The 25,149-nt window shown below is 71.4% G+C and carries 24 protein-coding genes and 2 pseudogenes; 13 read left to right on the top strand and 13 right to left on the bottom strand.

Going from position 1 to position 25,149, the window contains the following annotated elements:
- The first annotated feature begins 136 nt into the window (after positions 1–136).
- The 3 genes from OHA72_RS19650 to OHA72_RS19640 all read left to right on the top strand — a co-directional run bounded on the left by OHA72_RS19650 (position 137) and on the right by OHA72_RS19640 (position 3,513).
- Positions 137–1,855 carry a RecQ family ATP-dependent DNA helicase gene (locus OHA72_RS19650; RefSeq protein ID WP_327009250.1) on the top strand — a complete coding sequence of 573 codons (1,719 nt, stop codon included), beginning with the start codon at positions 137–139 and terminating at the stop codon, positions 1,853–1,855.
- Between the two features lie 16 nt (positions 1,856–1,871).
- Positions 1,872–2,993, top strand: a complete 1,122-nt coding sequence (locus OHA72_RS19645; protein WP_327009249.1) for a winged helix DNA-binding domain-containing protein — start codon at positions 1,872–1,874, stop codon at positions 2,991–2,993.
- 109 nt (positions 2,994–3,102) lie between these two features.
- The gene (locus OHA72_RS19640; RefSeq protein ID WP_327009248.1) at positions 3,103–3,513 is read left to right on the top strand and encodes a nitroreductase family deazaflavin-dependent oxidoreductase; all 411 of its coding nucleotides are present in this window, start codon (positions 3,103–3,105) and stop codon (positions 3,511–3,513) included.
- A gap of 44 nt (positions 3,514–3,557) precedes the next feature.
- Here OHA72_RS19640 and OHA72_RS19635 read toward each other — a convergent pair whose 3' ends face one another.
- Complete coding sequence (locus OHA72_RS19635; protein WP_327009247.1) at positions 3,558–3,917, bottom strand: DUF6980 family protein; 360 nt, start codon at positions 3,915–3,917, stop codon at positions 3,558–3,560.
- Positions 3,918–4,148: 231 nt separating this feature from the next.
- On the opposite strand from OHA72_RS19635, the gene OHA72_RS19630 reads away from it, so the two are divergent.
- The gene (locus tag OHA72_RS19630; protein ID WP_327009246.1) at positions 4,149–4,559 is read left to right on the top strand and encodes a hypothetical protein; all 411 of its coding nucleotides are present in this window, start codon (positions 4,149–4,151) and stop codon (positions 4,557–4,559) included.
- A gap of 214 nt (positions 4,560–4,773) precedes the next feature.
- On the opposite strand, the gene OHA72_RS19625 is transcribed toward OHA72_RS19630, so the two are convergent.
- The gene (locus OHA72_RS19625; RefSeq protein ID WP_327009245.1) at positions 4,774–5,790 is read right to left on the bottom strand and encodes an ArsR/SmtB family transcription factor; all 1,017 of its coding nucleotides are present in this window, start codon (positions 5,788–5,790) and stop codon (positions 4,774–4,776) included.
- On the opposite strand from OHA72_RS19625, the pseudogene OHA72_RS64705 reads away from it, so the two are divergent.
- Positions 5,695–6,638, top strand: a pseudogene (locus OHA72_RS64705) (isocitrate lyase/PEP mutase family protein). The gene OHA72_RS19625 and the pseudogene OHA72_RS64705 overlap by 96 nt on opposite strands.
- Here the strand turns inward: OHA72_RS64705 and OHA72_RS19610 are convergent.
- Positions 6,630–7,094 carry a YdeI/OmpD-associated family protein gene (locus OHA72_RS19610; protein WP_327009244.1) on the bottom strand — a complete coding sequence of 155 codons (465 nt, stop codon included), beginning with the start codon at positions 7,092–7,094 and terminating at the stop codon, positions 6,630–6,632. The pseudogene OHA72_RS64705 and the gene OHA72_RS19610 overlap by 9 nt on opposite strands.
- 18 nt (positions 7,095–7,112) lie before the next feature.
- On the bottom strand, positions 7,113–8,258 hold the full coding sequence (locus tag OHA72_RS19605; protein ID WP_327011614.1) for a geranylgeranyl reductase family protein: 1,146 nt from the start codon (positions 8,256–8,258) through the stop codon (positions 7,113–7,115).
- A gap of 100 nt (positions 8,259–8,358) precedes the next feature.
- Between OHA72_RS19605 and OHA72_RS19600 the strand changes: the two genes are divergently transcribed.
- The 3 genes from OHA72_RS19600 (at position 8,359) to OHA72_RS19590 (ending at position 10,394) form a co-directional block, all read left to right on the top strand.
- Positions 8,359–8,847 carry a beta-class carbonic anhydrase gene (locus OHA72_RS19600; protein ID WP_327009243.1) on the top strand — a complete coding sequence of 163 codons (489 nt, stop codon included), beginning with the start codon at positions 8,359–8,361 and terminating at the stop codon, positions 8,845–8,847.
- 5 nt (positions 8,848–8,852) lie between these two features.
- Positions 8,853–9,650: an SDR family NAD(P)-dependent oxidoreductase gene (locus OHA72_RS19595; protein WP_327009242.1), complete on the top strand. Its 798-nt coding sequence runs from the start codon at positions 8,853–8,855 to the stop codon at positions 9,648–9,650.
- A gap of 156 nt (positions 9,651–9,806) precedes the next feature.
- On the top strand, positions 9,807–10,394 hold the full coding sequence (locus tag OHA72_RS19590; RefSeq protein WP_327009241.1) for a hypothetical protein: 588 nt from the start codon (positions 9,807–9,809) through the stop codon (positions 10,392–10,394).
- Positions 10,395–10,418: 24 nt separating this feature from the next.
- Here OHA72_RS19590 and OHA72_RS19585 read toward each other — a convergent pair whose 3' ends face one another.
- Positions 10,419–10,862, bottom strand: coding sequence for a hypothetical protein (locus OHA72_RS19585; RefSeq protein WP_327009240.1), 444 nt, complete (start codon positions 10,860–10,862; stop codon positions 10,419–10,421).
- Positions 10,863–10,948: 86 nt separating this feature from the next.
- On the opposite strand from OHA72_RS19585, the gene OHA72_RS19580 reads away from it, so the two are divergent.
- Positions 10,949–11,098, top strand: a complete 150-nt coding sequence (locus OHA72_RS19580; RefSeq protein ID WP_327009239.1) for a hypothetical protein — start codon at positions 10,949–10,951, stop codon at positions 11,096–11,098.
- 338 nt (positions 11,099–11,436) lie between these two features.
- On the opposite strand, the pseudogene OHA72_RS19575 reads toward OHA72_RS19580, so the two are convergent.
- From OHA72_RS19575 to OHA72_RS19565, 3 genes and pseudogenes are all read right to left on the bottom strand, one after another.
- Positions 11,437–11,885: pseudogene (locus tag OHA72_RS19575) on the bottom strand (SRPBCC family protein).
- Positions 11,886–11,943: 58 nt separating this feature from the next.
- Complete coding sequence (locus OHA72_RS19570; protein WP_327009238.1) at positions 11,944–12,681, bottom strand: SRPBCC family protein; 738 nt, start codon at positions 12,679–12,681, stop codon at positions 11,944–11,946.
- A gap of 1 nt (position 12,682) precedes the next feature.
- On the bottom strand, positions 12,683–13,351 hold the full coding sequence (locus OHA72_RS19565) for an ArsR/SmtB family transcription factor (protein WP_327009237.1): 669 nt from the start codon (positions 13,349–13,351) through the stop codon (positions 12,683–12,685).
- 77 nt (positions 13,352–13,428) lie between these two features.
- Between OHA72_RS19565 and OHA72_RS19560 the strand changes: the two genes are divergently transcribed.
- Complete coding sequence (locus OHA72_RS19560; protein ID WP_327009236.1) at positions 13,429–14,574, top strand: low temperature requirement protein A; 1,146 nt, start codon at positions 13,429–13,431, stop codon at positions 14,572–14,574.
- Positions 14,575–14,856: 282 nt separating this feature from the next.
- Here the strand turns inward: OHA72_RS19560 and OHA72_RS19555 are convergent, their stop codons facing one another.
- The 5 genes from OHA72_RS19555 to OHA72_RS19535 form a co-directional block, all read right to left on the bottom strand.
- Positions 14,857–15,492 carry a response regulator gene (locus tag OHA72_RS19555; RefSeq protein WP_327009235.1) on the bottom strand — a complete coding sequence of 212 codons (636 nt, stop codon included), beginning with the start codon at positions 15,490–15,492 and terminating at the stop codon, positions 14,857–14,859.
- Positions 15,489–17,003, bottom strand: a complete 1,515-nt coding sequence (locus tag OHA72_RS19550; RefSeq protein ID WP_327009234.1) for an ATP-binding protein — start codon at positions 17,001–17,003, stop codon at positions 15,489–15,491. The genes OHA72_RS19555 and OHA72_RS19550 overlap by 4 nt, the downstream gene beginning before the upstream one ends.
- The gene (locus tag OHA72_RS19545; RefSeq protein WP_327009233.1) at positions 17,000–17,788 is read right to left on the bottom strand and encodes an ABC transporter permease; all 789 of its coding nucleotides are present in this window, start codon (positions 17,786–17,788) and stop codon (positions 17,000–17,002) included. Before OHA72_RS19545 ends, OHA72_RS19550 begins: the two co-directional genes overlap by 4 nt.
- The gene (locus OHA72_RS19540; RefSeq protein ID WP_327009232.1) at positions 17,785–18,612 is read right to left on the bottom strand and encodes an ABC transporter ATP-binding protein; all 828 of its coding nucleotides are present in this window, start codon (positions 18,610–18,612) and stop codon (positions 17,785–17,787) included. Before OHA72_RS19540 ends, OHA72_RS19545 begins: the two co-directional genes overlap by 4 nt.
- Before the next feature lie 144 nt (positions 18,613–18,756).
- Positions 18,757–21,435, bottom strand: a complete 2,679-nt coding sequence (locus tag OHA72_RS19535) for a pectate lyase-like domain-containing protein (RefSeq protein WP_327009231.1) — start codon at positions 21,433–21,435, stop codon at positions 18,757–18,759.
- 528 nt (positions 21,436–21,963) lie between these two features.
- On the opposite strand from OHA72_RS19535, the gene OHA72_RS19530 reads away from it, so the two are divergent.
- Genes OHA72_RS19530 through OHA72_RS19520 form a run of 3 tightly spaced genes read left to right on the top strand, consistent with a single transcriptional unit; the run spans position 21,964 to position 25,122 of the window.
- A complete protein-coding gene (locus OHA72_RS19530) occupies positions 21,964–23,226 on the top strand; it encodes an ABC transporter substrate-binding protein (RefSeq protein ID WP_327009230.1) in 1,263 nt (420 codons plus the stop codon).
- Positions 23,223–24,290 carry a carbohydrate ABC transporter permease gene (locus OHA72_RS19525; protein ID WP_327009229.1) on the top strand — a complete coding sequence of 356 codons (1,068 nt, stop codon included), beginning with the start codon at positions 23,223–23,225 and terminating at the stop codon, positions 24,288–24,290. The genes OHA72_RS19530 and OHA72_RS19525 overlap by 4 nt, the downstream gene beginning before the upstream one ends.
- On the top strand, positions 24,283–25,122 hold the full coding sequence (locus OHA72_RS19520; RefSeq protein WP_327009228.1) for a carbohydrate ABC transporter permease: 840 nt from the start codon (positions 24,283–24,285) through the stop codon (positions 25,120–25,122). Before OHA72_RS19525 ends, OHA72_RS19520 begins: the two co-directional genes overlap by 8 nt.
- Positions 25,123–25,149 lie beyond the last annotated feature (27 nt).

Genomic DNA, 25,149 nt, shown 5'->3' with positions numbered 1-25,149 from the left:
TCGGCTACGAAGGGTGCTGGCGCCGTCACTTTCGGGTGCCTTTTGGTTGCGAGACGGTGAGAGTGCTCAAGACCGGCGTGTCGCAACGACGCGCTCGACGCGCCGAGTGATTCGAACACCGGTACAGTCGCCCGCGATGAATCTTGTACCGCTCGCACCCCGCCTACGCCGCGCCGCACGCCAGCACTTCGGCTGGGACCAGCTGCGCGCAGGACAGCTTCCGCCGATGCGCGCCCTGCTCAAGCGGCGTGACGCCCTCGTGGTGTTACCCACCGGGGGTGGAAAGTCCGCCATCTATCAGGTCCCGGCGATGCTGCTGCCAGGACCCACCGTCGTCATCTCACCACTCCTCGCGCTGCAGCAGGACCAGATCGCCGGACTGAACCGCCGCCAGGCCGGTCAGGCGGTCAGGATCAGCTCCGCCGAGACCCCCAACCAGCAGCAGGCCGCCCTGGAGGCGCTGCGCGCCGGGACGGCCAGGTTCCTGTTCATCACGCCCGAGCAGCTCGGCAACCCCGCGCGGCTGGCCGAGGTCCGCGCGCTGCGGCCGAGCATGGTGGCGGTCGACGAGGCGCACTGCGTCTCCGCCTGGGGCTACGACTTCCGCCCCGACTACCTGCAGCTCGGGCACCTCATCAGGGAGCTCGGCGACGGGAACCGGCGGCCGGTGATCGTGGCGCTGACCGCGACCGCGTCACCACCGGTGCGCGCCGACATCACCGAGGCGCTCGGGCTGCGCGACCCGTTCACGCACGTCGCCGGCCTGGACCGGGCCAACCTGGAACTCGCCACGGTGCACTGCACCAGCGACGAGCAGCGCTGGCAGCGGCTGCTCGCCCAGGTACGGCGGGAGCCGCAGCCCGGCATCGTCTACGCGCCGACCCGGGCGATCGCCGAGCAGTACGCGACCCGGCTCACCGAGCACGGCGTCGAGGCGGTCGCGTTCCACGCCGGGCTCGCGTCGGGCGAGCGGAGCCGCCGGTACACCGACTTCATGGCCGACAAGATCCCCGTCATGGTCGCGACCAGCGCCTTCGGCATGGGCGTCGACAAGCCCAACATCCGCTGGGTGCATCACGTGGCACTGCCGGACTCCCCCGACAGCTACCTGCAGGAGATCGGCCGGGCCGGCCGGGACGGCGCACCGTCGCGCACGGTGCTGTTCTTCCGGCCCGAGGACGTGTCGCTGCAACGGTTCTTCGCCGCCGGCGCCCCCGACGGCAAGGAGCTCACGCAGCTGGCCGCGGCGCTGCGGGAAGGCCCCGTGAGCCGCACCGCCCTCGCGACCCGCAGCGGCCTGCCGGCGCGGAAGGTGACCTCGCTGCTGAGCCTCCTCGAACAGGTCGGCGCCGTCGAGGTCCTGCCGGGCAACAAGCTGTCCACGCCCCGCTACGCGCCGAACCCGGCCGAGGCGTCACGGCTCGCCCTCGCCCAGTTCGAGCGGCACCAGACGCTGCGGCGCTCCCGCATCGACATGATGCGCCAGTACGCCGAGAGCGCCAACTGCCGCGGCAACACCCTGCTCGCCTACTTCGGCGAACAGGCCGACCGGGCGTGCGGGCACTGCGACAACTGCGCCAACGGCACCGTCGTCGTCGACCCGGTCGTGCCGAAGCTCCCCTGGTACCGGCGCCTGTTCCGCCGGCCGGCGGCGACCCTCCCCGCGGACGAGGTCGCGCTCACCGACTCCGCCCGGCCGTTCCCGGTGTCCAGCGAGGTCCGGCACACCGCGTGGGGTACCGGCACCGTCATGGCCTACGAACAGGACCGGGTCGTGGTCCTGTTCGAGGAGGTCGGCTACAAGACGCTGTCGGTGCCGATCGTGCAGAAATCGAAACTTCTGGAGCCCGTGTAGCGCTTACGCTGTCGAGGTGCTGCTCGACCGCCGGGCGCTGAACCGGGCCACGCTGGCCCGGCAGCTGCTGCTGGACCGCGCCACGATGACGGTCCCCGAGGCGGTCGAGCACCTCGCCGGGCTGCAGGCGCAGACCCCGCACACCTGGTACACGGGGCTGTGGACCCGCCTCGCCGGGTTCGCGCCGGCGCACGCCTCGGACCTGCTCGCCGACGGCCGCCTGGTCCGCGTCGCCAGCCTTCGCTCCACGATCCACCTGATGACCGGCCGCGACGCCCTGGCCGTGCGGCCGCTCGTCGCCGTCGCCGGCGAGCGCATGTGGTCCACCAACTTCCGCCGCCGCCTCGGTGCCGACCCGCCGCTCGACGACATCGTGGCCGAGGGCAGGCGGCTGCTCACCGGGACCCCCATGACGTTCGGGGAGCTCGGCGCCGCGCTGGGCACGTGTTTTCCGGGCCGCGACCCGGCCGCCCTCGCGCAGACCGTCCGCGTCTTCGAGACCCTGGTGCAGGTGCCGCCGCGTGGGCTGTGGGGGCGCAGCGGCAAGGCCGCGCACACGCCCGCGTCGGCGTGGCTGCCGCACGTCACGGCCGCCCCGATGTCCGTGGACGATCTGGTACGCCGCTACCTGGGCGCGTTCGGCCCGGCGACGGTCCGCGACGCGCAGGTCTGGTCCGGGCTGACCCGCCTCGCCGAGGTGTTCGCCCGCCTCACCACCGTCACGTTCGCCGGGCAGGACGGCCGGGAGCTGTTCGACCTGCCCGACGCGCCGCGGCCCGACCCGGACACGCCGGCGCCGGTGCGGTACCTGTACGACTTCGACAACCTGCTGCTCAGCCACGCCGACCGCAGCCGCGTCCTCACCACCGGGTACCTGAGCCAGCCGTTCGGCGACAACGGCCCGATGCCCGCGGTCGTCCTCGTCGACGGCTTCACCGCCGCCCTGTGGCGGCCTGTCCTGACCCGCGGCAGCGCCGTGCTGTACGTGGCGCCGCTGACGGACCTGTCCTCCGCGGACCTGGACGAGGTCGCCGAGGAGGGCGCCCGGCTGCTGCGGTTCCTCGCGCCACCGTCGGCGCAGCAGGACGTCCGCTTCGTCGACGGCGGCTGGCCGGCGCTGCTGCGCGCCGCCGCCTAGGCCTGCCGATTGCGGGCGCGCCGCCGCTCAGGCCTGCCGATGGCGGGCGCTGCCGCTCAGGCCTGCCGATGGCGGGCGCTGCTGCGCGCCGCCGCTTAGGCTGGCAGGCATGACTGAGCTGCCGATCGACCAGCGCGAGTACAACCGCAAGCTGATCGCGGAGTTCCGCGCCAACGGCCGCCGCCTCGAGGACAGGCCGCTGCTGCTGCTCACCACCGTCGGCCGCACGACCGGCAAGCCGCACACCAGCCCGATGATGTACATCCGCGTCGACGACAAGCTGTACGTCATCGCCTCGAACGCGGGCGCGGTCTCCGACCCGGACTGGTACCGCAACCTGGTCGCCGGGCCGGCCGTCACCGTCGAGGCGGAGGGCGAGGAGTTCCCCGCCACCGCTCGTCCCGTCACCGATGAGGACCGGCCCGTGCTGTGGACCAGGATCTGCGAGCGTTACCCGTTCTTCGCCGACCACCAGAACGGCGTCGAACGGAAGATCCCCGTGGTCGAGCTGATCCGCTAGTTTTTCTTGCCTTCTGTGGTTCTGGCCTTCTTGAGTCCTGGCTTTTAGACCGGGCTCAGCACCTTGTCCGGCTCGACGAACTCGCGGCTGGTGACGTCCTCGACCAGGTCATGGGCCCACCAGCTGCCGTCGTGGAACTCCACGGGGACCTCGTCCTCCCACGGGTCGAGCCCGAGCCCCTCGATCGCGTCGAACCACGCGTCGCGCCGCGACGCCGGCAGGCGCCCGCCGCACCACGGGCAGTACCCGATCACGACCATCGACGTGCCGCCGTCCCGGACGGGCAGCCCGTACTCGTCGAACTTCGCGTCATAGACGACGACCACGTCCGGGTCGTCCTCGCCGTCCTCCGACTCGGACCGGGCCAGTTGAGCACGCATGCCGTCGCAGCAGTGTTTTCGCACGGCACGCAGTATGGCGGGCGCACACTGTCGGGTGTCCGGCAGGAGGACAACTGTCGTTTCGGGGATAGTCCAGGCCCCTGAGCACGGTATACGCTCCCGGCCACGGCAGTTGAACGGCTGGCACGTATCCGGGATTCGACGCCACGACGGCGCTCCTAGTGTCAACACCAGCGCCAAGAACCCCATCTGCATCGCAAACCACATCACCCCCGCAATACGAGAGGATCCACCATGAGCGAGTACGACGGCGGCGACACCGGCGCGGACTACGGCCACGTCGAGACCGGCCAGGAGCACGAGTCCCTGAACCAGCTCCACGAGGTCAACGCCAGCGAGGCCGACTACAACAACCAGTTCAACGTGTACGAGCAGGACCACGCGGCCGCCGAGTCGACCTCGTTCGACCAGGGCCACCACGTCGAGTACTCCAACCCGTCGGGCGAGCACTACGAGGAGTCGGACTTCACGTCCTACGACCACTCGGCCGCCGAGTCGGACCACGTCTTCGCCGCCGAGGGCAGCGAGTCGTCGCACCAGGCCGAGTTCTCGCAGCTCGACGCCCTGCAGGCCCAGCTGGACTCCGCCTTCTCCCAGGCCACCGTCATCGACACCGACACCCCGCCGTCGATCGCCGCCGGCTGATCCTCACTGCTTCGCATGCCGGTCCGCGGGAGCCACTCCCGCAGGCCGGCATGCGCTCGTTCCGGCCCCGGTCTGGCAGCGTAAACTACGGACAGCGACGACGCCGGAGATCAATTTCTCTGGCTGCGGTAGGGTCGAGATGAAGCTGCCCGGCCACCGACCGGAGTCCCCCGGCCGTATCCCCGAGCCGCCTTGCCGCATCCCGTTGGTCACCTCAGCCGTATCTCCTGCTCCCGAGCAGGGCGTCGGCGACGTCGGTGCGGACGTTGAGCACGGTGCGGCCGTCACGGTGGGCGGTGACGAGCCCGGCCGACCGCAGCGCCGCCAGGTGCTGGGAGACGCCACCGGCGGTCAGCCCGGTCCGGGCCGCGAGCGCCGTCGTCGACGCGGGCGCCGACAGTTCGACCAGGAGCCTCGCCCGGCTGCGCCCGAGGACCGCGGCGGGCCCGTCCGGGGTGCGGGCCGGCTGCTCCCACAGCGCGCCCGTCCCCCGTGGGGGGTACGCCAACTGGGCAAGCCGCCCCGCCGAAACGGTCAGGATCGACGGCCACACGAACACCGACGGGATCAGCACCAGCCCGCCGCCGTCCGGCACGTCGTCGGCGGTGCACCACCGTTGCGCGACCGACAGCGTGTCGTCGGCCCAGCGGACCTGCTCGTGCAGGTCGTTGAGCAGCCCGCCGACCCCGTCCGCGGCGAGGGCCCGGGCGCGGGTGAACACCTCCGCCTCGAGCAGCTGCCGGATGCGCGGCCAGTCGGCGGCGAGCGCCACGTCGAAGTAGTCGGCGATCTGCTCCGCGAGCCGCTGCAGCAACCCGTCCAGCGACGGCCCCTGCACCCAACCCCCAGGCCGCGCCGTGACCCCGGGCCGCGCCGTGACCCCGGGCCGCGCCGTGACCCCGGGCCGCGCCGCGACCCCGAGCTGCGCCGCGACCTCGGCAGGCGGCGTCGCCAGCAGCGCGTCCAGCTCCGCCGACAGGTCTGTGAACAGGCCCGCCGGCGCCGGCGTCAGGAAGTCCGGCACGTACGCCGGGCCCGGCGGCACCAGCTGCCACAGCTCGCTGCGCGTCAGCCGCCCGAGGCGGGGCCGGACTTTCCGGACCCACGGCAGGTGGATCGCGTGCGCGCCGGGGTCATGCAGCACGCGGATGCTGGCGATCGTCTCCCACAGTGGCGAGATCGCGAACCGCACCCGGGCGACCCCGCCGGCGGACAGCCCGATGGCAACCATGCAGTCCAGGCTAAAACGTTGGAACGGCACCGCAGCGGCCGGAAGGATGGCGGCATGACCAACGCCGCACTGTTCCGCTCGCTGCACAACGCCGCCGACCCGCTCGTGCTCGTCAACGCGTGGGACGCCGCCTCCGCGCGGATCGTCGCCGCCGCCGGTGCCCGCGCGGTCGCCACCACCTCCGCCGGGGTCGCCTGGTCGCTCGGCGTGCCCGACGGCGACGCGCTGACCCGTGACGCGATGCTCGCGCACCTGGCGCGGGTCGTCGCCGCGGTGGACGTGCCGGTGACCGCGGACGTCGAGTCCGGCTTCGGGGCCACCCCGGCGACGTCGCCGACACGCTGCGCGGGGTCGCGGCGGCCGGCGCCGTCGGCGTCAACCTGGAGGACACCGTGCGCGGCGACGACCCCGGCCTGCGCGCCGTCCCCGACCAGGCGGCGAGGATCGCGGCCGCCCGGGCCGCCGCCCCGGACGTCTACATCAACGCGCGCGTCGACACGTACCTGCGCGGCGAGGGCAACATCGACGGCACCGTCGCGCGGGCCCGCGCCTACCTGGACGCCGGGGCGAGCGGGATCTTCGTGCCCGGGGTCGTGGACGCGACCACGATCGCGGCGCTCGCCGCGGCGATCCCCGCGCCGCTGAACATCCTCGTCGGCCCGTCCGCGCCGTCCGTCGCCGACCTCGCGAAGCTGGGCGTGGCCCGGGTCAGCCTCGGCTCGTGGGTGGCGGAGGCGGCGTACACGGTCGCCCGGCGCGCCGCCGAGGAGGCGTTCAGCGCCGGCACCTACACGAGCCTCGACGGCGCCATCGGGTACGGCGAGCTCAACGCCCTCATGTCAAGCTGACGCGCAACGCCCCGACGCGCTCACACGCAGCGCCGCAAGGGTCTTGTCCAGCCGGCGCTGCCGCGTCTCGGCCGTCTTCGCGCCGTCCAGGGCCAGCACGTGCTGCCGCTGGTTGCTGTACGACAACCCGTCGAACCTCGCCTTCGCCGCCGGATCCGCGGTCAGGGCGGCGGCGAGGTCGGCGGGCACCTCGACGACCCTGGGCGCCGTGTCCAGCTCCAGGTCGACGTCGATCTCGTCACCGGCGGCGATCCCCGCACCGGCGCGGACCTCGGCGGACACCGGCAGCATGTACTCCCCGCCGTACACCGCGACCGTGCTGCGATACGTGTAACCGTTGATCGTCACGAGGACCCGCGGTTTCTTCCCGCGGCCGAAGGACTCGACGACCTCGGCGGGGACCTTCATGCCCGTGGCGGTCTTCCCGCCGAGGAACAGCGTCGCGCGAAACCTCATGCCTGCAGACGGTAGCGCTCAGCGCAGCAGTTGCAGGGCGGTCCGGATCGGCAGGCGTTCGACGGTACGTTCGAACGACGTCTCGCCGAGGCAGAAGCGCTCGAACATGCGCCAGCCCGGCGGGGTCCGCAGCATCGCGTGGAAGAGCCCGGGCCGGCGGCTGAACGTGTCGAGCAGCCGCCGCCCCGCCGTCATCGCCGGGGCGAGGGTCCGTTCGACGCCGGTGACGTAGCCGTCGAGGTCGCCGGAGGCGGCGGCCGCGCCGGCGAGGGTGCCGGAGCGCACGGCGAAGCTGATGCCCTCGCGGGTCCACGGCTCCAGCAGGCCCGCCGCGTCGCCGGCGACGAGGATCCGGCCGGTGCGCAGCGGCGACCTCGGGGTGCGGCACCGGGTGAGGTGCCCGGAGTCGTGCACGGGTTCGATGCCGTCCAGGCCGAGCCGGGTCACGAAGTCGCGCAGGTACCGCTTCGTCCGCTCGCCCTGCCCGCGGGAGGCGATCACGCCGACGGTGAGGACGTCGTCCTTCGGGAACACCCACGCATAGGAGCCGGGCAGCGGACCCCAGTCGATGAGCAGCCGGCCCTTCCAGTCGGCGGCGACGCCGGCGGGGACCGGCAGCTCGACCTCCAGGCCGAGGTCGACCTGGCCGTACTCGACGCCGGCGTGGCGGGCCGTGATCCCTGACGAGCCGTCGGCGCCGATGACGGTGGCGCCGATGACGGTCGAGCCGTCCGCGAGCCGGACCGTCACCGTGCCGCCGGTCTGTTCGAGGGACCGGGCCGTCGCCGACTGCCGCACGACCGCGCCGGCCTTCTCCGCGGCGAGCCGCAGCGCGTCGTCGAACTGCGGCCGGCGCACCATCTGCAGCAGCGGCCCGCGGCGCGCGGTCCGGGTGAACGCCCGCCGGCCGTCATGGGTGAAGTCGGCCCGCACGATGTGGTCGTCGGCCGGGATCTCGATCGCGCCGGCGACCGCCTGGACGCTGAAACCGATCAGACCACCACCGCACGTCTTGTACCGGGGGTGCACCGCCTTCTCCAGTACCAGCGTCCGTGCCCCGCCGAGCGCCGCCGCGCGTGCCGCGGACAGCCCGGCGGGCCCCCCGCCGACGACGACCACGTCCCAGTCCTGCCGATCCGCGCTGTCGGGTCCGTTCACGTTCACGCTCACTCGAGCAGCGTAGAGGTCCACGCTCACAGGTGAGATTGGCCTCGTGTGATGCAGACGTCATCCGAATGAGTGACCGATCTGTTTCACTGGCGGGATGTCGGCGATCGACCATCTCATCCACGCCAACGAGCAGTACGCCAGCACGTTCCCCGGGCCGCGCCCGTTGCGGCCGCGCCTTCGGCTGACCGTGATCGCGTGCATGGACTCGCGACTGGACCTCTTCGGCGCGCTCGGTCTGGACATCGGTGACGCGCACCTCATCCGCAACGCCGGCGGCCTGCCGACGGAGGAGGTGCTGCGCTCGCTCGCGATCAGCCAGCGGCGGCTCGGCACCCGTGAGATCGTCGTGATCCACCACACCGAATGCGGCATGCAGGGCTTCGACGACGAGGAGTTCCGCGCGACGCTCACCGAGGAGACCGGCCGTGCGCCGAGCTGGGACGTGCCCGGCTTCAGCGACCTGCACGACACGATGCGCACCTCGATCGAGACGATCCGCGAGTGCGCGTGGCTGCCGCACCGTGAGGACGTGCGCGGGTTCATCTTCGACGTCGGCACCGCGAAGATCGAAGAGGTGCTCTGAGTCCGGTGCGGTCCTACGTCGTCACGGGCGGCGGCCGGGGTGTCGGCCGCGCGGTCGTCACGCGCCTGCTGCGCGACGACGGCACCGCCGTGGTCGTCCTGGAGCACGACCCCTCGGCACTGACCTGGATCACCGGCGGCGCCGGCAGCCCTTCCGGCAGCGTCTTCGACGGCGGGCGCGTCGTCGGACTCGCCGGGGACGCGGGTGACGAGGCGGTCACCGAGCGCGCCGCCGACCTCGCCGAGGCGCGCGGGCCCCTCACGGGCTGGGTCAACAACGCCGCCGTCTTCCGTGACGCCTGGATCGACGCGGTACCGGCGCGCGAGCTCGTCGCACTCATCGTGGCGAACCTGGCACCCGCCGTGGCCGGCAGCGGCACCGCCGTGCGACGCTTCCGCGCGGCCGGGCACGGCGGCGCGATCGTCAACGTGTCCTCGCACCAGGCGCAGCGCGCGGTGCGGGGCGCACTGCCCTACGCGACCGCGAAGGCCGCGATCGAGGGCCTGACCCGCGCCCTCGCCGTCGACCACGGCCCGCACGGCATCCGGGTCAACGCCGTCGCCCTCGGCTCGATCGGGACCGAACGTTCGGAGGCGTACCTCGCTGCCCGCCCGCCGGACGAGGCCGCCCACATCGTGGACCAGCTGGCCCGGCTGCACCCGCTCGGGCGGCCCGGCGGCGCCGACGAGGTCGCCGAGGCGGTCGCGTTCCTGCTGTCACCGGCGGCGTCGTTCGTCTCCGGTGCGGTGCTGCCGGTCGACGGCGGCCGCGCCGCCAGGGGCGCCGACCCGGAGGCACGCTGACCGCCCGCCGATGCCGGCCCGCCGGGCCCGGTGGCGGTGCGCCATCCGGCCCCGCCGCGCCGGGTCGTGAGTACGGCGCCACGGGGTAAACAGCGGGGGTTCGCGCGAGGGGCGGCGGGACGCCACAGACGCCGGTGATGCTGCACGATCGATCCCATGCGATACGGGGGGCGGCTGAACCGCATCGAGTTCACTGCGCTGATCGACCAGCGGGCGAACCGGATCCGTGCGAGCGCCGCCGCGCTGCCGTTGTACGGGATGGCCGGCTGGTCCGGTCCGTGCCGCATCGGCGGCTGGGCCTGGGACGACGACCGGCTCGTGCACGCCGGGCTGACGTTCGGCGACCCGGCGGCCGGCGGCGGCTGGGTCGAGGTCGTCACCACCGCCGGCCCGCCGCTGCCGTTGCTCATCGACATGCGGGTCGCGGCCGTGATGCCGCAGCCACCCGAGGACCGCAGGACGTACGAGCGCAACCTGCGCGCCGCGTCCACACCCGCGCCGCACCGGGTCGGCATCACCGTCGACGGCGTGCCGAAACCGTTCCAGCGCTGGCCGGACCAGGAGGTAATGCCGGCGCAGAAGGGCTGGCTGGCGGTCCTCGACGAGGTGCCCGGCCTGCTGCTGCGGGTGTCGAACCTGGCGCCGGCCGAGATCAGGCTCGCCAGGGTCGGCGACCTGGAGCCGCACCTGGTCGGCACCAGGTCGCAGCTGCTCGCCGGCTACGACGAGGACCCGGACGCCTGAGCCCGCCCGGCGGCGCCCCCGTCCTCAGTACCGCGACGCCAGCGCCTGCGCGAAGTTGACGCGCTGCAGCGCCTCGGCCGCGTGCAGCGGCGAATACACCACCTCGCGCGCCATGTAGTGGAACTGTCCCGCCTGGATCGACACGATCATCGGCCCCGACATCGTGTGCGCCTTCGCGGTCAGGAAGAACAGGCCGAACAGCAGGAACAGGCTCAGCCCGCACGTGAACGGCGCCATGATCACGGCGATGATCGCGCTGGCCACACCGAGCCCGATCGCCCAGCCCGGCGTCGTCGTGATCGGCACCGGCTGCGAGATCACCAGCCACCGGCTGCCGTGGATCGGCCAGACCCCGACCGGGGTGTAGATGGCGCGGCCGTCGACCCGCACGTCGCCGATCTGCACGTCGGGCCCGGTGTAGGCGGGCAGCTCACCGCCGCCGCCGCTGTAGGGGATGGGCAACGTCACGTGAGCATTGTGACCCCTGCAAGCCACCGGCGGGACCCCTCACCCGGCTTGGCACCCCGGCCGAACAGGTGCCGCAGCGACCGCCGGTGACTGCCGCCGCCGGTGACCGCCTGCCGCGCGAGCTGCGCATGACGAGCAGCGCCACCGCACACACGATGACCGGCACCGCCCACACCACCCCGGCCCGCAACCCACCCCGGCTCCCCCGCCACAACCCACCCCGACTCCCCCGCTAATGCCCTAGGGGGCATCCCGCCTCGCCCGGCTCGCCTCAACGCCGCGCTGGCCAACATCCCCACCGTGGCTTGCTCCCCGCATCCCACCCCGCCTCGGCTCGCCTCAGTGCCTCGCTCGGCAACATCCCCGCCGTGGCCTGCCACCGCTTCGTCGCGGCCTGACCGGAGGCCCGGCACCGTCGCGGCACGGCCGGACGCGCGCCGCTGTCGTCGAGCAGCGGCAACCACGCCGGCTGGGCGATGCCGCCCGGGACCGCCAGGAGAGCAGCAAACGACCAGGACGACAACGACGAACAGGAAGGCAACGACGATCGGGAGGACAACGGCCCAGGCGAGGTTCACCGCTCCTCCAGGTGCTCGGCGAGCCGGTCGAAGGACCGGCGCCAACGGGCCACGGTGCTCTCGGCGCGGGCGGCGTCGGTGGTGACGCCCTGCTGCCGCATGGTCATCTCGGTGCCGCCGTCACCGGTCGGCTTGAACATCACGCTCACCGTCCAGGCGCCGCTACCTGCGGCGGCACCGGGGTCGCGGGTCGTCATGACGAGCCGGGCGGGGCATCGAGTTCGCGGTAGACACCGCCGAGCGGGTGCTCGTTGCCGGCGCCGTCGAGCATGACGACCCGCCAGGCGCCGCCCGGCCGGGTCTGCATGACGATGCGGTCCTCCGGCGTGGTGAACTCCCGCGGGCCGAACCACCGGCTGAAACCCGCGGGCGTTGTCCACGCCCGGTAGACCCGCTTCGGGTCCGCGGCGAGCCTGCGGGTGATCGAATACTCGGCGGTGTGCACGGTGCGCTCCTTGCCCGAGCACAGGAGCCGACGCGGTCGCCGGCCCCTGTGACGTTGGTCAGGCGTAGACGGCGGCGAGCCACTCGGACCAGGTCTGCTGCGCGGCCTCCTGGTCGATGTCGGCGAACACGTGGTGTCCGGTGAGGATCATGGGACCGCCACCCAGGAACCGCAGCAGCGCGTCGTCGGTGCGCACGCCCAGGAAGCCGGGCTCGAACGCCACGTCGACGACGCCGGTGACGTCCTGCCCGTCGACGGTGAACTGTGCCTTGTCGCCCTCGCTGACCGGCACGGTCAGACCGACGGCGGCGACGATGCCTGCCCACGCCCGCTCCGGGTCAGACTGCTGCGGCCCGAACGCGGTGACCGGCACCGCGGTGCGCCCCGGGAAGTGCAGCAGATACTGCTCGAGGGTGCGCAGGTAGAGCGGGTTGCCCTTGCGCAGCGCGTCATACTGCTCTTCCCAGTCGCCGGTCATGATCCCGCTGTGCACGAGCCGCAGCGCGGTGCTGCCGCCGTCGCGGCCTTCGACGAGATACTCGAACGCCATGAACGCGCCGCTCTCGTCGGGCGAGCTCTGGTAGGCGAAGTGGTGCGGCGGATCCCACGCGGTGACCGTCGACTCGGCGGTGAAACCGGGCATCGTGAGTGACCCGCGGCCGCCGACGCGGGGCTCGACCTCGCTGCGGCCCATGAACCACGAGTCGATGCCGGGGCCGGTGGCGATCGCGTCCCAGACCTGCTCGGGCGTTGCCGCGATGTCGATGTCGTGGGTGAGCTCGAATTCGTGCGACATGTCAGGACTCCTTGGTCTCGGGACGGTGCGGTTCGATCTGAACGTCGATGTCTGTGGCGGTGGCTGCCGCGTCCATCGAACCCGGGGCGTCCGGGCGCAGGCTGGGGTGGATCGCGACGATGACGCGGTGGTCGCGTCCGCCTTCGGCGCGCTCGTCGTGGTAGCGGCTGACCAGCGCGGCCACCGCCGTGGTCAGCTCCTGGGCGAACGCGGCCCGGTCGGCCGCGGAGGCGAACCGCACGGTGCCGTCGAGCGCGAACGTCGCGACCGGCTTGCCCGCCCGGGCGGCACCGGTGATGAGCGTGCCGACCTCTTTGACGAGGCGTGCCGCAATCGCAAGCAGCCAGCGCGCGGACAGCTTGTCGGGTGATCTGGCCGGGTCGGGTGCCACGGCGGCGAGAGCCGTCGGCGAGATCACGAACGACGCTGCGGTGGCCCGCAGCACCCGCTCCGTGACGTTGCCCTTGCGCCGCTCCTCGACCAGCTCGACGAGGCCGTGCGCCTCAAGCGTCTTCAGGTGGTAATTCACCTTCTGCCGGGGCAGGCCGACGATCGCCGCGAGACTGGTCGCCGAGTGCGGCTCCACCAGCAGCGCCAGCAGCCGCGCCCGAATCGGGTCCAACGCCACCTCGGCGGCGCCGGGCTCCTCGATGACTCCCACTTCGAACATGTGAGAACCGTACCTACCGACAACTTCTTCTGTCAAGACAAGAAAAATTGTCGGTGCCCGTCGCTACAGTGATCGCTGTGACATCCCAGGTGCGGGGACCCCGGGTCTCCACCATCGAGTTGTTCTTCGATCTCGTGTTCGTCTTCACCGTGACCCAGTTCGCCACCGTGCTGGTCAAGCACGTCGACGTGGTTCACACGCTCCGGGTGCTGCTGATGCTGGGCATCGTCTGGTGGATGTATGCGGGCTACGCCTGGCTCACCAACGCGGTGGCCCCGAGCAGCACGACGCGCCGCACGCTGCTGCTCACCGGCATGGCCGGATTCATGGTGATCGCCCTGTCGATCCCGTATGCGTTCGACGGCGACGGATGGGCCTTCGGCGTCGGCTATCTCATCGTCACCGCCGTCCACTCTGCCTTGTTCCTGCAGGCCGACGACAACGCCTCGATCGGCGCCGCGATCGGCGGCCTGGCCCCGATCAACGGCACCGCCGCGCTTCTGGTGCTGGCCGGCGGATTCCTCGACGGCGCGTGGCACTACGGGCTGTGGACCGCGGCACTGGTGGTGGTCATCGCCGCGCCGTATCTGCAGCGCAGCATGGGCACCTGGACGATCAACGCGGGACACTTCGCGGAACGGCACGGCCTGGTCGTCATCGTCGCCATCGGCGAGTCGGTCGTCGCGATCGGCCTCGCCTTCGCCGGCATGCACCTCAACCCGTCCACGCTCCTCGTGGCGATGCTGGGCCTGTGCATCGCGTATTACCTGTACTGGAACTACTTCTCCGGCGACGAGACCCGCGCCGAGCACGCCCTGCACGCGATCACCGACCCGGCCCGCAAGGCCCGTGTCGCGGTCCAGGCGTGGGGTTACGCGCACTACTTCCTGATCGCCGGCATCGTGTTCACCGCAGTCGGGGTGAAGCTGTCGGTCGGTCATGCCTTTGAGCCGCTGCACTGGCCGAGCGCGATCGCGCTGAGCGCCGGCGCCGCCACGTTCCTGCTCGGCCACGCGCTGTTCCTGTCGATCCTGAAGCTGCCCGGCGCCTGGTATCGCGTGGCGGCCGCGGCCGGCGTCCTGGCGGCGATCCCGCTGGGTCACTGGCGCGCCGTCGCACAGCTCACGGCGGTCCTGCTCGTGATGGCCGCCGCGGTCATCGCCAGGGACATGAGGACCATGCGTGTCGAACACACCACCGCCATCCACGACTTCGGCCGCTGACGTCGCATCGTGGACCTCGGCAGCCCTTTGATCGCACGCAACGCCGACCGGGAACGGCCGCCGATCGGGTGCTCTGGGGTGGAGACAGCGGACGGAGGTGCGGCTGGACAGGGCCATGGCACGGTTGGCCGGAAGCGCTGTGGTGCGGTCGCACCGGGCCAGGGGTGAACGCCGAGGGCAGGGGCGAGCCGGGCCAGGGGTGAGTGCCGAGGGCAGGGGCGAGCCGGGCCAGAACGTCAGCCAGGGCCAGAACGTCAGCCAGGGTCAGAAGGTGAGCCGGGGTCAGAAGGTGAGGAGGCCTAGTGCCATCGCGGTGGTGACGGCGGCGGTGCGGTCGCTGACGTCGAGCTTGTTGAAGGCGCGCAGCAGGTGGGTCTTCACGGTTGCCTCGGTGATGTGCAGGGCGCGGCCGATGGCGGCGTTGGTGTGGCCGGTGGCGACGAGGGACAGGACCTCCAGTTCGCGGGCCGAGAGGATCGGGGTGGTCGCCGGGCGGGGTGGGTTGCGGACCTGCTGGACGAGGCGGCCGGCGACGGACGGGGCGAGGACGGTCTCGCCACGGGCGGCGGCGCGGACGGCGGCAGTGAGATCGGTGCGGGTGGCGTCCTTGAGCAGATAGCCGCTGGCGCCTGCTTCGACGGCTCGGAGGATGTCGGCGTCGGTGTCGTACGTGGTGAGGACGACGACGCGGGTCTGTGGGAGGGCGGCGAGGATGCGGTCGGTGGCGTCGGCGCCGTCGAGGCCGGGCATCCGCAGGTCCATGAGGATGACGTCGGGGTGGTGGGTGTGCGCGGCGGTGATGGCCTCGTCGCCGGAGCCGGCCTCGCCGACGACGGTCAGGTCGGGCTCGGCTTCCAGCATGCCGCGCAGGCCGTCGCGGACGACAGGATGGTCGTCGACCAGCAGGATGCGGATCATGCGAACTGCACCGTGACGGTGGTGCCGGCGCCGGGGCGGCTCTCGACGGTGCACAGGCCGCCGGCCTGCTCGACCCGGGAACGCATTCCGGCGAGGCCGAACCCCGACCCGAATCCCGACCCGGCTGCGGACCCGCCGGACCCGGACCCGGACCCGGGCTCGGGCCCAGACGCCGACCCGGCAGCACTGGACGCCGCAGCGCCGGAGCCCAAACCCGGATCCGGAACCGCACGCGGACCAGGCACCACAGCCGCGGCCGGGCCCGCAACCGCACCGCCGGAGCCCACATCCGGAACCGCGCCCGAACCAGGCACCGCAGCCGCACCCGGCCCTGCAGCCGCATCGGCGGAGCCCAGAACCGGAACCGCAGCAGGGGCAGGCGCCGCCGCAGAGGTAGGCACCGCAGCCGCGGCCGGGCCCGCAGCCGCACCGCCGGAGTCCACACCCAGCACCGCAGCCGGGGCGGGGGCCACAGCGGCGGCCGGGGGTGGGACGGTGAAGCCGATGCCGTCGTCGGTGATCGTCAGGACGACCGTGGTGCCGGTGAGCGTGAGGTGGACGTCGACGGTGGTGGCGTGGGCGTGGCGGCGGACGTTGGTGAGGGCCTCCTGCAGGCAGCGCAGCAGCACCACCTGCAGCGCGGTCGGCAGGTCGGACAGGCCCTGGTCGAGGCGGCGATCGAGGTGGCAGGCGGTGCGGATGCCGGTCTGGGAGGCGAGGCGGGAGAGCTGCCGGCGCACGGCGTCGCCGAGGCCGGAGTTGTGCAGGTCGGCCGGGGTGAGGGCGGCGACGAGGGCGCGGGCCTCGGCGAGGTTGTCGCGGGCGGTGCCGGCGACCTGCTCGAGGCGGTGCGCGGCCTGGGCGGGATCGGCCGCGGCCGCCTGGGCGAGGGTGATGATGCTGGTGAAGCCCTGCGCGAGGGTGTCGTGGATCTCGGCGGCGAGGCGGGCGCGTTCGGTGGCGACGCCGGCCTCGTGGGAGAGGCGGGCGACCTCGGCCCGGCTGGCGGACAGTTCGGCGATCATCGTGGCGCGTTCCTCGTTCTGCTCGACGAGGTGGGAGACGAAGCTGCCGAGGAGGAGCGCGAACGCCAGGCCGAGGACGGTGAGCGGGAGCAGGCCGTGCACGAGGGACAGGGTGCCGTCGCGCAGGTAGGTCATCGGGACCGGCAGGAGGGTGAGGGCGGCCACGATCGCGGCGGCGGGGCGGCGGGGCACCGCGGAGAAGACCATGGTGCCCCAGGCGAAGAGGGCGAAGGACGCGGTGTGGTCGATCCAGACGGCGGTGAGGTGCAGCACGGCGAGGACGAGGACGAAGATCCAGGCGCCGCGCGGGGTGACGGTGCGGAAGATGTGGCGGCGGCCGTAGAGGAAGTACCAGGCGAGGGCGGCGGCGACGAGGACCGAGGAGACGAACGCGGCGCGGGGACCCGGGCCGTCGTCGAAGGCCATGAACGCGATGACCGCGCCGGCCACGACGGTGAAGCCCAAGTCCCAATGCCGGCGTTTCATGAACGCGACCACCGGAACGTCAGCAGGCTCAGCACCAGTCCGATCACGCACCACGCCCCCAGCACCAGAGCCGTCCTGCCGGGCTCCCATGAGCCTGCCACCTCCTGCGCGGCGAGGGTGTCGGGCAGGAACACCGAGCGGAATCCCTGGCCCATCCATTTGACGGGGAACAGCGCCGAGACGTTGACCATCGCCGGGGGCAGCGCCGCGATGTGGACGAAGATGCCGGAGGTGAACTGCAGGACGAGGACGGGCAGGTTGAGCACCGCCGGGGCGCTGCGGGCCGAGCGGGCCATCGACGACGCGGCGATGCCCAGCAGGGTACAGGCGACCACCGACAGGACGAGCATCCAGGCGAGCGTGAGCCAGCGGGACCCGGAGGGCAGCGGCAGGTCGAACATGAGGACCCCGACCAGCAGCAACAGCAGCACCTCGAAGAGCGCGGCGAAGAAGACCAGGACGATCTTGCCGAGGAAGTAGGCGCCGGCGGTGACGGGGGTGCCGCGCAGGCGCTTCAGCGTGCCGTCCTCGCGGTCGACGGCGATGCCGACGCCCATGCTGATGAACGCGGTCGACAGGATGCCGTAGGCGATCATGCCCGCGGCGAACACCTGGCTGTGCGTGGTCGGCGACCCGGGCACGACCGGGGTGTCGAAGATGAGCCCGAGCAGCACGGTGAGCAGCGCCGGGAACGCGAACGTGAAGATGACCGCGTCCTTCTGCCGCACCAGTTGCAGGATCTCGACGTGGCCACGGGAGCGGCCGTGCGCGAGCAGAGCGGTCATGACGGGGCTCCGATCAGGTCGAGGTAGACGTCTTCCAGGCTGGGGCGGCGCACCTGCAGGTCGAGCGCGTCGGGTGGCAGGGCGGCGACCACGCTGTTGGGCGTGTCGGTGCGGACCTCGTGCAGTCCGGTGCCATCGCGCCAGGTGACGGTCGCCTGTGCCCGGGCGGGTCCGCCGACGTCGGACGGTGTACCGGCGGCGACGACCCGGCCACCGGCGATGATCGCGAGCCGGTCGGCGAGGGCGGCGGCCTCTTCGAGGTAGTGGGTGGTGAGCAGGATCGTGGTCCCGTCGGCGGCGAGGGAGCGGATCAGTGTCCAGAACTGCCGCCGCGCCTGCGGGTCGAACCCGGTCGTCGGCTCGTCGAGGAAGACGAGGGCGGGGTTGCCGATGATGCCCAGGGCCACGTCGACGCGCCGCCGCTGCCCGCCGGACAGCGTCCGGACGAGGGCTCCCGCCTTGGATGACAGGCCCACCAGCGAAATGACCTCGTCGGGGTCCCGTGCGGAGGGGTAGAACCGCGCGTAGTGCCGGACGGTCTCGCGGACGGTGAGGTCGGCCGCGTCCGTGGCGGTCTGCAGCACGATGCCGATCCGGGCCCGCCACCGCCGCCCCGCGACCCCGGGGTCCTCCCCCAGCACGAGCACGTCACCGCCGTCGCGGCGCCGGTGGCCTTCGAGGATCTCGATGGTGGTGCTCTTGCCCGCTCCGTTGGGCCCGAGCAGGGCGAAGATCTCCCCGGGCCCGACGGAGAGGGAGATCCCGTCGACGGCCGGGTTGCCCCCGTACGCCTTGCGCAGCCCGTGCACTTCGATCGGTGTCATGGACCCATCGAACCGCCTGCGCCCACCGGCAAAGGACGACCGGACGACGGAACCCGGTTGTCAACCGACCGGTGGACAGACGGCGTCGAGCCGGAAGACCCGGGCGGGTAGGTCTTCCGGCTCGACTGTTTCCGGGGAAAGGCGTTATGGCCCGCTGGTCACGTAGATGATCTGGTTGGCCGCGTTGGCGGGTCCCGCCGTGTTGTTGATGACGTGGTTGATCGTGCCGACGCCGCCGAGGGAGACGCTGACCATGTTGTGGAAGGCGATCCCGGACTTGACCGGCGTCTCGAAGGAGCGTTCACCGACGACGGCGGTGTTGACGTTGAAGTAGCAGTAGCTGCCCAGGCCCCACGCCTCATGGGTGTTGACGGCGTCGGCGACCTTGTAGGCGGCCCACCCGCGGGTGGAGCCGTTCATCCAGGCGGCCTGGTTCGGCGGGTCGTAGGGCATCTCGTTCTGGAAGAAGTACGTGCGGCCGCCGTTGCCGTTCCAGATGACCTGGTACTGCTGGTAGTGCTCGACGAACAGCCCGTACATGGTGACGTTGTTGCCGTTGACGACCATGCCGTTCTGGCCCTTGCTGACGGTCCAGCCGTAGGTGCCGGCGTTGCCGTGGTCGGCGCGCCAGATCCACATGTGGTCGCCGATCACGTTGTTGCTGTTGACCTGCAGGCTGACGGTGGCGTTGCCGACGTGGGCGCCGCCGATGCGGAAGTACACGTCGTGCAGCGAGGTCGGGTTCGCGGCGTGCGACGCCGACGAGCCGGCCGGGCCGAGCTCGACCAGGGTGGGCGAGTTGACGGTGCCGGCGTCGACGAGGATGCCGGCGAGCTTCACGCCGTCGACGTCGGCGACCTTGATCGCGGTGATGCCGTTGTCCGGCACGAACGTGGCCAGGCCGAGGCCGAGCACGATCGTGTTCGGGTTGTTGACCTGCAGGGTCTGGTTGAGGTGGTAGACGCCGGGGGTCACCAGCAGGTGCCGGCCGGCGGCGAGGGCCGCGTTGATCTGCGCGGCGGTGTGGCCGGGGCGCACCACGAAGAACTGGTCGAGGGAGATCGACGAGCCGGCCGGGGTCTTGTTGTACCAGCTGGTGCCGGTCGTGTTGGCCTGCAGCGCCGGGACGAACACCCGGTAGGTGCCGGTGCCGTCGATGTACAGGAACGGCTTCTCCCGCTGCAGCGGCGTCTGGTTGATGACGGTGTGCGACGGGTTCGGGAAGTTCGGCGGCGGGGCGCCGGTCACGCCCTGGAAGACCATGTTCCAGACCGAGCCGGCCCAGCTGCCGAGCTCGCTGTTGCGGGTGTACCACTGCTGCTGCGAACCGGAGACGACCCGGCCGTCGACCTTCGTGTCGGCCATGAGACCGCCGGAGGACCAGCCGTCGCCGCCGTTCCAGAGCTGGATCTCGTTGTTGGCGCCGCGCAGGTGCATGCGGCGGTACTGCACGGCCTGCGAGACGGCCCAGCGCTCGACCTGGACGCCGTTGCCGGTGTTCGGCAGGGTCACCGACAGGTTCTCCGCGCCGCGCCAGAAGTTCTGGGTGGCGTTGCCGCCGAACCACAGGGCCTCGGCCCGCACGTGGCCGTTGATGTTGACGTCGTCGGGTGAGAAGCCGAGACCGGCGACCTGGGTGTAGAAACCGATGTTGGCGTCGATGGTGTGGTTGCCGGGCTTGAACAGCACCGCGTACCGCTCGGTGCCGAACTGGTTGGTCTCCTGGCCGGCGAAGATCTGGTTGAGCCGGGCCTGCGCGGCGGCCTGCTGCGACGGGTCGTAGACGGAGACGTTGGGGCCGAAGTTGGGGTTCTTCGGGTCGGTCGGCTCGATCGGCCCGGTGCTGGTCGACGGGCTGCTGGACGGCGAGGTGGAGCCGCCGCCGAGGACGTAGACCTCGAACTCCCACAGCGAGACGCCCCACTGGGTGGCCTTGGCGGTGGCGTTGACCCGCACGTAGCGGCCGTTGCCGGTCAGGTCGACCGTCTGGACGCCGCCGGTGCCGGTGGTGGTCGAGTAGACCGGGGTCCAGCTGGCGTTGTCGCCGGAGACCTGGATCTGGAAGGCGTTGGCGTAGGCGGCCTCCCAGCGCAGGATCACCCGGCAGACCTGGTACGTCGCGCCGAGGTCGACGGTCAGCCACTGCGGCACGGAGGCGGCGCTGGACCAGCGGGTGCCGGTGTTGCCGTCGACCGCGGAACCCGCGGGCGTGCCGGCGTTCTCGGTCGAGGAGGCGGTGGCCGGGCGGCTGATCGCGCGGTTGACGGGGCCGCAGGTCTGCCCGGTCGGGGAGATCTCGCCGTAGACCTGGAACTCCCACAGCGAGTAGCCGTAGGCGGTGTTGCGCACGGTGCCGTAGACGCGCACGTACCGGCCGGTGCCGGTCACGTTGAGCGTCTGCACGCCGCCGGCGCCGGTGGTGGTCGAGTAGAGCGACGTCCAGGTGGCGGCGTCGGCGGAGACCTGGACCTGGAACGCCTTGCCGGACGCGGCCTCCCAGTTGAGCACGACCTGGGACAGCGTGGCGGGTGCGCCGAGGTCGACCTGGATCCACTGCGGGTCGCTGAAGGCGCTGGCCCAGCGGGTGCCGGTGTTGCCGTCGGTGGCGGCGGTGGCGGGGGTACCGGCGTTCTCCGCGGACGAGGCGGTGGTGGGCTTGCCCTGCGACAGCAGGGTGGGCGCGGCGCTCGCGTTGGGCAGCGCGATGGCGGCGACGACGGTGGAGAGCATCAGCGTGGCGGCGCCGCCGAGGAGCCAGCGCCGCAGGGCAGAGCGGCGACTCACCTCGGCCGGCTCAGCGTGCGCCGAGGCGTAACGCGACATACGCGGAAATTTCATGATCCTGCCTGTCAATCGGGGGACCTGGCGGGGATCCAGACCGGGCGAGGTTCGTTGGTCTCCCGGTCGTGATCTGGGCGGACGGAACCGTGAGGGGGTGACGCGGACGGCGCAAGGCGGTGCGCCGGCCGGTCGGCCGGCATCGTCATGCCGGCTTGCGGAGCAGGAGTGAGAGAGCGCTCTCTCAGAACCACGAGTGTTACGCCGACGTTGCACCGCCGTCAAGACAAACTTCTATCGCGACGTGAACAATCCCTTTTGCGGCGTTTGCGGATCCGGCCCGACCTTGACGTCCTCAAGGCGCCCCACTTTAATGACGACATTATTTAAGTCTCGATAGAAACTGGTCGCGGCAACACACCCCCCGTTCGGCTGGGACCAGCACCACCCCACCCCTGTCGAGCGCGCGACCGTCACACCGCAGTCCCAACCCCTGCGGTCGCTTCGGCACGCCGGTCGGCACCCATCGAAAGGGCAGACACCGTGTCGGGACGACACAGGCTCGCGTTACTGATGGCGGCCGCCCTGCTGACCGGTTCCCTCACCGCGTGCGGGGACCCTGTGGCGGACGCCAGGACCCTGACGTACTGGGCGAGCAACCAGGGCAGCAGTCTCGAGTTCGACAAGCAGACCCTCGCGCCGGTCCTGGAGCGGTTCGAGCAGCAGACCGGCATCCACGTCAAGGTCGAGGTCGTGCCGTGGTCGGACCTGCTCAACCGGCTCCTCGCCGCGGCGACCTCCGGGCGCGGCCCCGACGTGGTCAACATCGGCAACACGTGGTCGGCGTCGCTGCAGGCGACGAACGCGCTCATCGCGTTTGACGCGCAGGCGTTCGACCGCATCGGCGGCCGGGACCGGTTCGTGCCGGCGGCCCTGGCCGCGGCGGGCGCGCCCGGGAAGGCGCCGGCGGCGGTGCCGCTGTACTCGCTGTCGTACGCGCTCTACTACAACAAGCAGATGTTCGCCGACGCCGGCATCAGCAAGCCACCGGCGACGTGGGAGGAGCTCGTCGAGGTCGGCAAGCGCCTCACGAACGGCAAGCAGTGGGGCCTCGCGATCGAGGGCGCCAACCCGTCGGAGAACGCGCACCACGCGTTCACGTTCAGCCAGCAGTACGGCGGGGAGTGGTTCGACGCCAGCGGCAAGCCGACGTTCGACACGGATCAGAACGTCAAGGCGATCAAGCGGTACATCGACCTCATGGCCGTCGACAAGATCGTCAACCCGAGCAACGCCGAGTACGCGAAGAACGAGTCGCTGTCCGACTTCGCCAACCGCAAGGCGGCGATGCTGCTGTGGCAGGCGGCCGGGTCGGCGTTCCAGGCGCAGGGCATGAGCCCCGAGGAGTACGGCATCGCCCACGTGCCGTTCCCGGCGAACCCACCGGCCGGCGGCAAGAAGGTCAACAGCATGGTCGCCGGGATCAACATCGCGGTCTTCCGGCACAGCAGGAACCTGGAGGGGGCGATGGAGTTCGTGAAGTTCATGACCAGCGACGCCGAGCAGGTCGCCCTCAACAAGGTGTACGGCTCGCTGCCGTCGGTGAAGGCGGCCCTGGCGGACCCGGCGTTCGCGGCACCCGAGCAGAAGGTCCTCGCCGAGGTGCTCGGTTCCACGGCGTCGCCGCTGCCGCAGGTCACCACGGAGAGCCAGTTCGAGACGCTGGTCGGCGCGGTGATGAAGGAGCAGTTCGCGAACGCGGCGAACAACAAGCCGATCACCGAGGCCGCGATCCGCGCGAAGCTCAAGGCCGTCGAGCAACGGATGAAAGGATGACCCGCCCCGGCCGCGGCCACGTGACGCCGATGAGCGTGCGGGGCTCCGCCGCGGTACCGGTCCGCCGGCCCATGCACGCCGCCCCGGACGTGCGCCAGCATCACGCCCGCGCGGTGGGTGCGCCACCGAACCGCACCCAGCGTCAGCGCCGGCGGCGCCGGCTGCGCTCCAGGTACCTGCCGTACCTGCTGGTCGCCCCGGCCGTGGTCCTGGAGATCGGCATCCACGTGGTGCCGATGCTCGTCGGCGTGTGGATGAGCCTGCTGGAACTGACCCAGTTCCACATCCAGGACTGGTCGACGGCGCCGTTCGTCGGGTTCGACAACTACGCCGCGACCGTCGACTTCAACAGCGAGACCGGCAAGGCGCTGCTGCGCTCGTTCGGCATCACCGTGCTGTACACGTCGCTGTCGGTGTTCCTGTCGTGGCTGTTCGGGCTGTCCGCGGCGGTGTTCCTGCAGCGGCCGTTCAAGGGCCGGGCGCTGCTGCGGACCCTGTTCCTGACCCCGTACGCGCTGCCCGTCTACGCGGCCGTCATCACCTGGGGTTTCCTGTTCCAGCGCGACACCGGCCTCGTCAACCACGTGCTCGTCGACCAGCTCGGGCTCGTCGACGGCGAGCGGCCGTTCTGGCTCATCGGCGAGAACAGCTTCTGGGCGTTGCTGGTGGTGTCGGTGTGGCGGACGTGGCCGTTCGCGCTGCTGTGCATCACCGCCGGGCTGCAGAACGTGCCGACGGAGATGTACGAGGCGGCCGCGATCGACGGCGCCGGGTTCTGGCGGCGCATCGGCTCGGTGACGCTGCCGTCGCTGCGCCCGATCAACCAGGTGCTGCTGCTGGTGCTGTTCCTGTGGACGTTCAACGACTTCAACACCCCGTACGTGCTGTTCGGCGGGTCCGCGCCGCAGGAGGCGGACCTGATCTCGATCCACATCTACAACAGCTCGTTCAGCACCTGGGACTTCGGCATGGGCTCGGCGATGTCGGTGGTGCTGCTGCTGTTCCTGCTGCTGGTGACCGCCGTGTACCTGATGGTCACGAACCGGGGGAGGAACCATGCGTGAGGGCAGGGGCGAGCGGATCGCCCGCTGGATCGTGCTGAGCCTGCTGGCGCTGTTCGTGCTCACCCCGCTGTTCGTGATGGTGAGCTCGGCGTTGAAGCCGCTGCAGGACGTGCAGGACGACTTCACCTGGTTCCCCTCGACGCTGACGTTCCAGGCGTTCGTGGACATGTGGAGCACCGTCCCGCTCGGCAACTACCTGCTCAACAGCGTGGCCGTGTCGTCGGTGGCGGCGCTGTTCTCGGTGGCGATCGCCGTGTTCGCGGCGTTCGCGATCAGCCGGTACCGCTTCCGCGGCCGGGGCGTGTTCTCCGTCGCGGTGCTGTCCACGCAGATGTTCCCCGGCATCCTGTTCCTGCTGCCGCTGTTCCTGATCTACGTGAACCTGGGCACGGCGACCGGGATCGAGCTGTACCAGACCCGCCTCGGCCTGGTGATCACGTACCTGACGTTCTCGTTGCCGTTCTCGATCTGGATGCTGGTCGGCTACTTCGACTCGATCCCGCGGGGCCTCGACGAGGCCGCGCAGGTCGACGGCGCCGGTTCGATGCGCACCCTGTTCACCGTCATCCTGCCCACGGCGGTGCCGGGGATCGTCGCGGTCACCGTGTACGCGTTCATGACCGCGTGGGGTGAGGTGCTGTTCGCCTCGATCATGACGGATCAGGACAGCCGCACCCTCGCCGTCGGCCTGCAGGCCTACTCGACGCAGTTCCAGGTGTACTGGAACCAGGTGATGGCCGCGTCCCTGGTGGTCAGCATCCCGGTCGTGGCCGGGTTCCTGGCACTGCAGCGGTATTTCGTGGCCGGTCTGACCGCCGGCGCCGTCAAGTAACCCGTCCTCCCGCCACCAAGAGGAGAA

It is taken from the genome of Dactylosporangium sp. NBC_01737 (assembly GCF_035963215.1).
Lineage (GTDB): Bacteria > Actinomycetota > Actinomycetes > Mycobacteriales > Micromonosporaceae > Dactylosporangium.
This window is presented reverse-complemented; position numbering and strand designations above follow the sequence as displayed.

Coding starts and splice junctions, on each gene's coding strand:
- OHA72_RS19650 (WP_327009250.1), top strand. CDS start 137: ATGAATCTTGTACCGCTCGCACCCCGCCTACGCCGCGCCGCACGCCAG.
- OHA72_RS19640 (WP_327009248.1), top strand. CDS start 3,103: ATGACTGAGCTGCCGATCGACCAGCGCGAGTACAACCGCAAGCTGATC.
- OHA72_RS19630 (WP_327009246.1), top strand. CDS start 4,149: ATGAGCGAGTACGACGGCGGCGACACCGGCGCGGACTACGGCCACGTC.
- OHA72_RS19625 (WP_327009245.1), bottom strand. CDS start 5,790: ATGGTTGCCATCGGGCTGTCCGCCGGCGGGGTCGCCCGGGTGCGGTTC.
- OHA72_RS19610 (WP_327009244.1), bottom strand. CDS start 7,094: ATGAGGTTTCGCGCGACGCTGTTCCTCGGCGGGAAGACCGCCACGGGC.
- OHA72_RS19600 (WP_327009243.1), top strand. CDS start 8,359: ATGTCGGCGATCGACCATCTCATCCACGCCAACGAGCAGTACGCCAGC.
- OHA72_RS19590 (WP_327009241.1), top strand. CDS start 9,807: ATGCGATACGGGGGGCGGCTGAACCGCATCGAGTTCACTGCGCTGATC.
- OHA72_RS19570 (WP_327009238.1), bottom strand. CDS start 12,681: ATGTCGCACGAATTCGAGCTCACCCACGACATCGACATCGCGGCAACG.
- OHA72_RS19565 (WP_327009237.1), bottom strand. CDS start 13,351: ATGTTCGAAGTGGGAGTCATCGAGGAGCCCGGCGCCGCCGAGGTGGCG.
- OHA72_RS19555 (WP_327009235.1), bottom strand. CDS start 15,492: ATGATCCGCATCCTGCTGGTCGACGACCATCCTGTCGTCCGCGACGGC.
- OHA72_RS19550 (WP_327009234.1), bottom strand. CDS start 17,003: ATGAAACGCCGGCATTGGGACTTGGGCTTCACCGTCGTGGCCGGCGCG.
- OHA72_RS19545 (WP_327009233.1), bottom strand. CDS start 17,788: ATGACCGCTCTGCTCGCGCACGGCCGCTCCCGTGGCCACGTCGAGATC.
- OHA72_RS19540 (WP_327009232.1), bottom strand. CDS start 18,612: ATGACACCGATCGAAGTGCACGGGCTGCGCAAGGCGTACGGGGGCAAC.
- OHA72_RS19535 (WP_327009231.1), bottom strand. CDS start 21,435: ATGTCGCGTTACGCCTCGGCGCACGCTGAGCCGGCCGAGGTGAGTCGC.
- OHA72_RS19530 (WP_327009230.1), top strand. CDS start 21,964: ATGGCGGCCGCCCTGCTGACCGGTTCCCTCACCGCGTGCGGGGACCCT.
- OHA72_RS19525 (WP_327009229.1), top strand. CDS start 23,223: ATGACCCGCCCCGGCCGCGGCCACGTGACGCCGATGAGCGTGCGGGGC.
- OHA72_RS19520 (WP_327009228.1), top strand. CDS start 24,283: ATGCGTGAGGGCAGGGGCGAGCGGATCGCCCGCTGGATCGTGCTGAGC.